At 35.9% G+C, this 8,560-nt stretch carries 6 protein-coding genes; 4 read left to right on the forward strand and 2 right to left on the reverse strand.

The annotated features are described in order from the left end of the window. Window positions 1–190: 190 nt before the first annotated feature. The 3 genes from pyrF to FPG59_RS11310 all read left to right on the forward strand — a co-directional run bounded on the left by pyrF (window position 191) and on the right by FPG59_RS11310 (window position 2,756). Window positions 191–1,009, forward strand: a complete 819-nt coding sequence (gene pyrF, locus FPG59_RS11300) for an orotidine-5'-phosphate decarboxylase (RefSeq protein ID WP_086454707.1) — start codon at window positions 191–193, stop codon at window positions 1,007–1,009. Between the two features lie 54 nt (window positions 1,010–1,063). Next, window positions 1,064–1,867 (forward strand): ABC transporter substrate-binding protein, encoded by an 804-nt coding sequence (locus tag FPG59_RS11305; RefSeq protein WP_086454708.1) that lies wholly within the window; start codon window positions 1,064–1,066, stop codon window positions 1,865–1,867. 103 nt (window positions 1,868–1,970) lie between these two features. After that, window positions 1,971–2,756 (forward strand): alpha/beta fold hydrolase, encoded by a 786-nt coding sequence (locus FPG59_RS11310; protein WP_086454709.1) that lies wholly within the window; start codon window positions 1,971–1,973, stop codon window positions 2,754–2,756. A 217-nt stretch (window positions 2,757–2,973) separates the two neighbouring features. Here FPG59_RS11310 and purU read toward each other — a convergent pair whose 3' ends face one another. Both purU and FPG59_RS11320 read right to left on the reverse strand, forming a co-directional pair. Then, window positions 2,974–3,828, reverse strand: coding sequence for a formyltetrahydrofolate deformylase (gene purU, locus FPG59_RS11315; RefSeq protein ID WP_086454710.1), 855 nt, complete (start codon window positions 3,826–3,828; stop codon window positions 2,974–2,976). Between the two features lie 115 nt (window positions 3,829–3,943). Then, window positions 3,944–4,651 (reverse strand): DUF4197 domain-containing protein, encoded by a 708-nt coding sequence (locus tag FPG59_RS11320; protein WP_086454712.1) that lies wholly within the window; start codon window positions 4,649–4,651, stop codon window positions 3,944–3,946. 279 nt (window positions 4,652–4,930) lie between these two features. On the opposite strand from FPG59_RS11320, the gene FPG59_RS11325 reads away from it, so the two are divergent. Beyond that, window positions 4,931–8,383, forward strand: coding sequence for a methylmalonyl-CoA mutase family protein (locus FPG59_RS11325; protein WP_086454711.1), 3,453 nt, complete (start codon window positions 4,931–4,933; stop codon window positions 8,381–8,383). Window positions 8,384–8,560: the final 177 nt, after the last annotated feature.

Below are 8,560 nucleotides of genomic sequence, written 5' to 3' on the forward strand. Positions count from 1 at the left end.
CTCTTATATCTCGCAAAACATCTAGTTGTAAAAGAGTAAATTGAGTTTTGTTAAGGCTTATTACTTTTGACTTTCCTTTCCATGGTTAATTTATAGATTCATCAGTTAAAGATTAAAATTTAATTTTTATTCTACGGTATGACATTATTTTATGTGGATGTTTGTAATTTTGCCACACAACTACTATAATATGACAACACAGCAATTAATCGATCAAATTAGAATTAAAAAATCATTCCTTTGCGTAGGGCTTGATGTAGATTTAGATAAAATTCCAAAACATTTACTCACTCTTGAAGATCCTATTTTTGAGTTCAACAAAGCCATTATTGATGCAACACATGATATCGTGGTTTCCTACAAGCCAAACACAGCTTTTTATGAAGCTTACGGTTTAAAGGGTTGGACTTCATTACAAAAAACGATTGACTACATCAATGAAAAATACCCTGAAATTTTCACAATTGCCGATGCAAAACGTGGCGATATAGGAAATACGTCTACGATGTATGCCAAGGCTTTTTTTGAAGACTTAAAATTTGATAGCGTAACCGTTGCTCCGTATATGGGTAAAGATTCTGTTGAACCTTTTTTAGCTTTTGAGAATAAGCATACTATAATGCTAGCACTTACGTCAAATGAGGGTGCGTTTGATTTTCAAACCTTACGAGCAAATACGCAAGAATTGTACAAGCAGGTACTTGAAACTTCAAAAACTTGGAAAAATAGTTCTAATTTAATGTATGTGGTAGGCGCTACTAAAGCCGAATACTTTACTGAAGTTAGAAAAATTGTACCAGATAGTTTTTTACTCGTTCCTGGAGTTGGTGCGCAGGGCGGAAGCCTATCAGAAGTTTGCAAATACGGAATGAATGACTCCATTGGGCTACTCATTAACTCTTCTCGAGGGATTATTTATGCATCAAACGGAACTGATTTTGCCCAAAAAGCACGCGAGGAAGCTTTAAAAATGCAACAAGAGATGAATGCAATTCTTGATCTAAAGTAGTTAAGGATTGCGTTTGCTTGCTTTTATTCTATTCCATTTTACAAGAATCCATTCATGAAAACATACATTGACCAACTTGGTCGTTCCCATACGTTTGAGTCAGCTCCAAAACGCATTGTTTCACTAGTTCCATCTCAAACAGAACTGCTGTATGATTTGGGGCTTGAGGAGAAAATAGTTGGTATTACTAAGTTTTGCGTGCATCCCTATCATTTCAAATCGACTAAGAAAACAGTAGGAGGTACTAAAAAAGTGCATTATGAAAAAATCCGATTGCTGGAGCCGGATATTATCATTTGCAATAAAGAGGAAAACACTCAAGAAATGGTAGCCGAGTTGCAAAAAATTGCTCCCGTTTGGGTGACAGATATCATTACCATTGAGGATAATATCCAAATGATTAAAGATTTTGGACAGCTGTTTAACTGCCGTACCGAATCTCAAAAATGGACTGACAAATTGAATTTTGCCTGGAGCGATTTTAAAAAATTCATAGCTGATAAACCCGTTTTAAAAGTGGCCTATTTTATATGGAAAAACCCTTATATGGTAGCAGGTTCAGGGACTTTTATTGATGAATTATTGCAATTGAATCACTTTGAAAATATATACACAAATAAAGAGCGATACCCCGAAGTGGATATTACAAAAATTCGCTCTGAGGGTGATCCTCAACTTGTTTTTCTGTCCTCGGAGCCGTTTCCTTTTACGGAGGAGCATGCTTTTGAAATAGGAATTCACACGCATCACGGCAAAACAATTTTTGTTGATGGCGAAATGTTTTCATGGCATGGGAGCAGGTTAGTAAAGGCTTTTGATTATTTCAAAAAAATCCATAATTCAATTGCAACAGTATAGGCATTAGGTCAATATTGATTTTTTCTAAGCAATATTAATCAGGTTAGCAGCAAACAGTGTTGAAATTTTAAATTAAAGTTCTATTTTTACAAAAAAAAAATACGTGATCAATTACACCATTTACGAGAATAAAAATACCGATCAGTGGGTTACTTTTGTCCACGGAGCAGGAGGAAGTTCGTCTATTTGGTTCAAACAAATTCGAGATTTTAAAAAACAATACAATGTTTTGCTACTCGATTTGCGAGGTCATGGTGAATCAAAAACGACTTTAAAAACCGCTTTCAAACAGAAATACACTTTTTCGGCTTTGGCCAATGATATTCTCGAAGTCTTAGATCATTTGCACATAAAAAAATCACATTTTGTAGGCATCTCTTTAGGAACAATTTTAATCAGGCAATTGGCAGAAATGTACCCAGAACGGGTTCAAAGCATGATTTTGGGTGGTGCCATTCTCAAAATGAATTTTCGTTCGCAAGTATTAATGCGATTGGGGAATATGTTTAAATACGTGTTGCCCTATTTGGTTTTATACAAGTTCTTTGCATTTGTAATCATGCCAAAGAAAAGTCACAAACAATCTCGCTTACTGTTTATCAACGAAGCTAAAAAGTTGTACCAAAAAGAATTTATTAAATGGTTCAAGCTTACAGCTGAAATCAATCCGGTTCTCAAATGGTTTCGTCAAGTTGAATTGAATATCCCTACTTTATATGTAATGGGTGAGGAAGATTATATGTTTTTACCATCAGTTCGTAAAGTGGTCGAGAGTCATTACAAATCTTCAAAACTTTTTGTGGTCGAAAATTCAGGTCATGTTGTCAACGTGGAGCAACCTAATATTTTTAATGAGGCTGTTCTTTCTTTCCTAAAAAATAAGAGGTAAAAAAAATGCCCGTACTTGTGTACGAGCAATTCTTTAACTAACCAAAACCAAAATAATAAATAACCAGTTTATTACTCTACAAAGGTCGTGAAGAACTCAAGATATCGTTGTTAAGATTTTGTTATTACTTTGTTGGACTTTAGTTAAGATTTTGGTAATCCAAAAGTGTGATTTTTTAAAATGCAAAAATTTGAAAATCAGTATTTTATTACTTTTTTTACACAAACACAATCGTCTTATTATTGTACACCATTGTTTTGCGTTCGGCATGTAATTTTATGGCTCTGGCCAACACCGTTCGTTCTAGGTCGCGCCCTTTCATGATAAAATCATCAATAGAGTGACTGTGAGAAACTCGTTCTATATCTTGTTCAATAATAGGTCCTTCGTCTAATTCTTCGGTTACATAATGACTTGTAGCACCAATGATTTTTACACCCCTCTTAAAAGCGGAGTGATAAGGTTTGGCTCCTGGAAAAGCAGGTAAAAAAGAATGATGAATGTTGATGATCCGATTTTTAAATTGTGCAATAAGATTTGGAGTAATAATTTGCATGTAGCGAGCCAAAACAATAAAATCAATTTGGTTTTGAAGGAGCAATTCCAATTGTTGTTGTTCGCCTATATCTTTTATTTCTTTCGTAAAAGGAACATGATAAAAAGGAATTCCAAATTGATGTGCTACTGCTTCTAAATCGTTATGATTACTAATAATTATTGCGATTTCAAGTGGCAATTCGCCCGCCCGATAACGCCCAAGAATATCATATAAGCAATGGTCGTATTTAGACACAAACAATGCCATTTTAGGTTTGTCAGTTTGCAGGTACATTTCCCATGACATTTGGAACGGTGTAGCTATGACTGCTTGAAAATCGGCTTTTATAGCTTCTAGATTCCAATTTTCAGCTTTGAATTCACATTCAATACGCATAAAAAAAACATCTTCATCAGCATCTACATGCTGGTCTAAATAAACGATATTCCCATCAATGGCGGCAATATAATTAGTAACAGAGGCAATAATTGCTTTTTGATCTGGGCAGTGAATTAGGATTGTAATTTTTTGCATGCGTTTTCTTTTTAGGCCTCAAAATAGTAGAAGGCTATTATTTCAAAACTAATGGTATTTGCTGGTATAAAAAAATAGGATTTGGCTGTTTCTGTGATATAAAACAGCCAAATATTTACTTCTTGTCTTGCATAGCAAAAACTTTTTGGAGTAACACAGAGGTTCTGGAACTCAAATTAGTTCTAATATTCTTTTCCTCTACGGCAACCATTTTAAAAACACCTGTTAGCGCTTGCTTAGTAACATAATCTGTCAAGTCAGGATTTACTTTATTCACCAGCGGAATGCTGTTGTATTTGGTAATAATGTTGGCCCACACTTTATCCGCGCCAACTTTGGTAAACGAGTTTTTAATTACAGGATTAAATTTTCCGTACAATGCCGTTGAAGTACTGTTTTGCAAATACGATGTTGCCGCATTTTGATTGCCTAACAAAATAGTTTTGGCATCCGTAATAGTCATATTTCTTACGGCGTCTACAAATATAGGTGTGGCTTCTTTTACAGCATCTTCGGCAGCGCGATTCAATACTTTTAAACCTTCGTCAGCAAGGGAACTGAGTCCTATTTTGCGCAAACCAGTATCTACTTTTCGCAATTCCTCTGGCAATAAAATTTTAACAGCCTCGTTGCGATAAAAACCATCAGTAGCCGTTAGTTTTGTAACTTGTTTCGAAATTCCGTTGTTTAAAGCTTCCTTTAAACCACCAGCAATATCAATGCCTCCAATGCCTTGCGTTTGCGGGAATTGATTCATCACTTGTTGCATTTCGGCACAACCAGAAAGGGAAATCGCCGCGATCAGTACTAAAATCTTCTTCATCTTAAATAGGGTATTCGTTAGTGCGCCATTTGGCATTTGTAAAAATATAACATATTCAAAAATAAAGCCAAACTTTTCAATAGGAGCACCCATTTTGTACATTCATGAAAATTTGTCCCGCTTTTCGCTGTATCCTCGCTCCAAAAAAGCGAGGGATGCCGCTGCAATCGGGGCTAGATTAGAAAATTCTTCTATAAATGTGAATAACATCGGTTAACTTCAAATAGCTTTTTTAAAATAAAATTGTAAATTGCAGGCTTAAATTATCATATTCATAAAATGGAACAACAAATACCATATATCCCTAACAATAAAGTAAGAATTGTAACAGCAGCAGCTCTTTTTGATGGTCACGATGCAGCAATCAACATCATGCGTAGGATTATTCAATCTACAGGTGTGGAGGTGATTCACTTAGGACATGACCGAAGTGTAGAAGAAGTTGTAAATACAGCAATTCAAGAAGATGCTAATGCTATTGCCATTACTTCTTATCAAGGTGGTCATAACGAGTATTTCAAATACATGTACGATTTGCTTCAAGAAAAAGGAGCGGGTCAAATAAAAATTTTTGGTGGTGGAGGCGGAGTGATTTTGCCTACTGAAATTGCTGAGCTGCAAGCTTATGGTATTACCCGTATTTACGCTCCAGATGATGGACGCGCGATGGGATTACAAGGAATGATTAACGACTTGGTTCAAAAATCTGATTTTCCTACTGGAGATAAACTGACCAATGAAGTGGAGCAATTAGAGGCTAAAAATCCAACAGCTCTGGCCCGAATCATATCTGCAGCAGAGAATTTCCCTGATGTTGCTGCTAAAACATTGGAACTGATCCAAAAAAAGAATGAAAATTGTAAAACACCAGTACTGGGAATTACAGGTACGGGTGGTGCAGGAAAATCATCTTTAGTTGATGAATTAGTACGTCGATTCTTGATTGATTTTCCTGAAAAAACAATTGGGTTAATCTCTGTAGATCCATCTAAAAGAAAAACAGGTGGAGCGCTTCTGGGGGATAGAATCCGTATGAATGCCATCAATAATCCACGCGTGTACATGCGTTCATTGGCAACACGTCAGTCTAATTTGGCTTTGTCAAAATATGTTGCTGATGCCATTCAAGTAATCAAAGCGGCAAACTATGATATTATTATTTTAGAAACTTCAGGAATCGGTCAGTCTGATACTGAGATTATGGATCACTCTGATGTTTCTTTGTACGTTATGACTCCGGAGTTTGGTGCGGCAACCCAATTGGAAAAAATTGACATGCTTGATTTTGCTGATTTGGTAGCGATAAATAAATTTGACAAACGCGGTTCTCTAGATGCATTGCGTGATGTAAAAAAACAATACCAGCGCAACCATAACCTTTGGGATGCTGATTTAGATACACTTCCTGTTTTCGGGACAATTGCTTCGCAGTTTAACGATCCAGGGATGAATACGCTGTACAAAGCGATTATGGATAAAGTCCATGAAAAAACGGATTCTGATTTGAAATCTACGTTTCAAATTACGCGCGAAATGAGTGAGAAAATCTTTGTGATTCCGCCGCACAGAACCCGTTATTTGTCTGAAATTGCAGAGAGTAACCGCAAATATGATGTGACTGCGTTGAGCCAAGAACAAGTAGCTCAAAAATTATACGGCATTTACAAAACCATTGAAACGGTTGCTAATAAAACACCAGAGTTGATCAAAGCAGGAATCAATGATGATTCTGTTTTGCCAACAGCTGTAGAACTTGAAAAAGTTGGGATTGCCGAAGATAAAATATTTCTAAATCTTTTACTAAATCAGTTTGAAAAAGTAAAAATGGATTTAGATCCTTACAACTGGGAAATTATTTTAACTTGGGACGAAAAAGTAAACAAGTATAAAAATCCGGTTTATACGTTTAAAGTGCGTGATCGCGAAATTAAAATGGCTACACATACCGAGTCATTATCGCATTCACAAATTCCTAAAATTGCTTTGCCAAAGTACAAAGCATGGGGCGATATTTTACGCTGGTGTCTACAAGAAAATGTTCCAGGAGAATTTCCGTTTACTGCTGGTTTATATCCTTTCAAGCGTGAAGGAGAAGATCCTTCAAGAATGTTTGCTGGTGAAGGTGGACCAGAACGAACTAACAAACGTTTTCATTATGTAAGCGCTGGATTGCCAGCCAAACGATTGTCAACCGCATTTGACAGTGTGACTTTGTATGGAAACGATCCGCATGTGCGTCCAGATATTTATGGAAAAATTGGTAATGCCGGAGTTTCTATTTGTTGTCTAGATGATGCTAAAAAATTATACTCAGGTTTTGATTTAGTACATGCAATGACTTCTGTTAGTATGACGATCAACGGACCAGCTCCTATGCTGCTTGGGTTTTTTATGAATGCTGCAATCGATCAGCAGTGCGAAATTTACATCAAAGAAAATAACCTTGAAGCTGAAGTTGCTGCTCAAATCAAAGCGATTTACAAGCAAAAAGGGGTAGAAAGACCTCAATATCAAGGTGATTTACCTGCAGGAAATAATGGTTTAGGGTTACTGCTTTTGGGAGTTACAGGAGATCAGGTTTTGCCTTTGGAAATTTACAATGATATTAAAGCAAGAACCTTATCACAAGTGCGTGGAACTGTTCAGGCTGATATTTTAAAAGAAGATCAAGCTCAAAATACTTGCATTTTCTCTACAGAATTCGCTTTACGTTTAATGGGTGACGTTCAGGAATACTTTATTACTAAAAACGTTAGAAACTTTTATTCGGTTTCTATTTCAGGATATCACATTGCTGAGGCTGGTGCAAACCCAATTACACAATTGGCTTTCACTCTTTCTAATGGATTCACGTATGTAGAATATTATTTGAGCCGTGGTATGAATATTAATGATTTTGGACCTAATTTATCATTCTTTTTTTCGAATGGGGTAGATCCAGAATATGCTGTAATAGGTAGAGTAGCGCGCAGAATTTGGGCGAAAGCCATGAAAACAAAATATGGTGCCAATGAAAGAGCGCAAATGTTGAAATACCACATTCAAACTTCTGGACGTTCGTTGCACGCACAAGAAATTGATTTCAACGATATTCGTACTACATTGCAAGCTTTATATGCAATTTATGACAACTGTAACTCATTGCATACCAATGCGTATGACGAAGCTATTACGACACCAACGGAAGAAAGTGTTCGTCGTGCCATGGCAATTCAGTTGATTATCAATAAGGAATTAGGTCTAGCCAAAAATGAAAACCCAATTCAAGGTGCTTTTATCATTGAAGAATTAACAGATCTTGTTGAAGCTGCTGTATTACTAGAATTTGATAGAATTACCGAGCGTGGTGGCGTTCTTGGTGCTATGGAAACTATGTATCAGCGTAGTAAAATTCAAGAAGAAAGTTTGTATTACGAAACCTTAAAACATACCGGTGAATTCCCAATTGTGGGTGTGAACACTTTCTTAAGTTCTAAAGGTTCTCCAACCGTAATTCCAGCTGAAGTGATTCGTGCTACCGAAGAAGAGAAACAATACCAGATTGATATGTTGAATAATCTTCACCAATCAAATCAAGATAAGGTAAGTGCACAACTTAATAGCATTCAAGAAGCGGCTATTAAAAATGAAAATTTATTTGAACACTTGATGGAAGCAACAAAGGTTTGTTCGTTAGGACAAATTACGGCGGCTTTGTTTGAAGTAGGTGGTCAGTACAGGCGTAATATGTAAGTTTTAATTTTTTTATAATGAAAAAGACCTTTCTACGGAAAGGTTTTTTTTTATGGCGTTAAATTTTAACAACTGATTTTTCTTGCATTCTAAGTATTTTTTAAATTTTAAGACACTAATTGTGTAATAGATCGATTTTTAAAATATTGTTTTTCAGTTATTTATGGATTATTTAGA

Origin of the sequence: Flavobacterium sp. FPG59, assembly GCF_002150205.1 — a bacterium.
Taxonomy (GTDB): Bacteria; Bacteroidota; Bacteroidia; order Flavobacteriales; family Flavobacteriaceae; genus Flavobacterium.

What these genes read in the sequence shown, in the direction of transcription:
- FPG59_RS11320 (WP_086454712.1), bottom strand. Translation starts at nt 4,651, where the DNA reads ATGAAGAAGATTTTAGTACTGATCGCGGCGATTTCCCTTTCTGGTTGT.
- FPG59_RS11325 (WP_086454711.1), top strand. Translation starts at nt 4,931, where the DNA reads ATGGAACAACAAATACCATATATCCCTAACAATAAAGTAAGAATTGTA.
- purU (WP_086454710.1), bottom strand. Translation starts at nt 3,828, where the DNA reads ATGCAAAAAATTACAATCCTAATTCACTGCCCAGATCAAAAAGCAATT.
- FPG59_RS11305 (WP_086454708.1), top strand. Translation starts at nt 1,064, where the DNA reads ATGAAAACATACATTGACCAACTTGGTCGTTCCCATACGTTTGAGTCA.
- pyrF (WP_086454707.1), top strand. Translation starts at nt 191, where the DNA reads ATGACAACACAGCAATTAATCGATCAAATTAGAATTAAAAAATCATTC.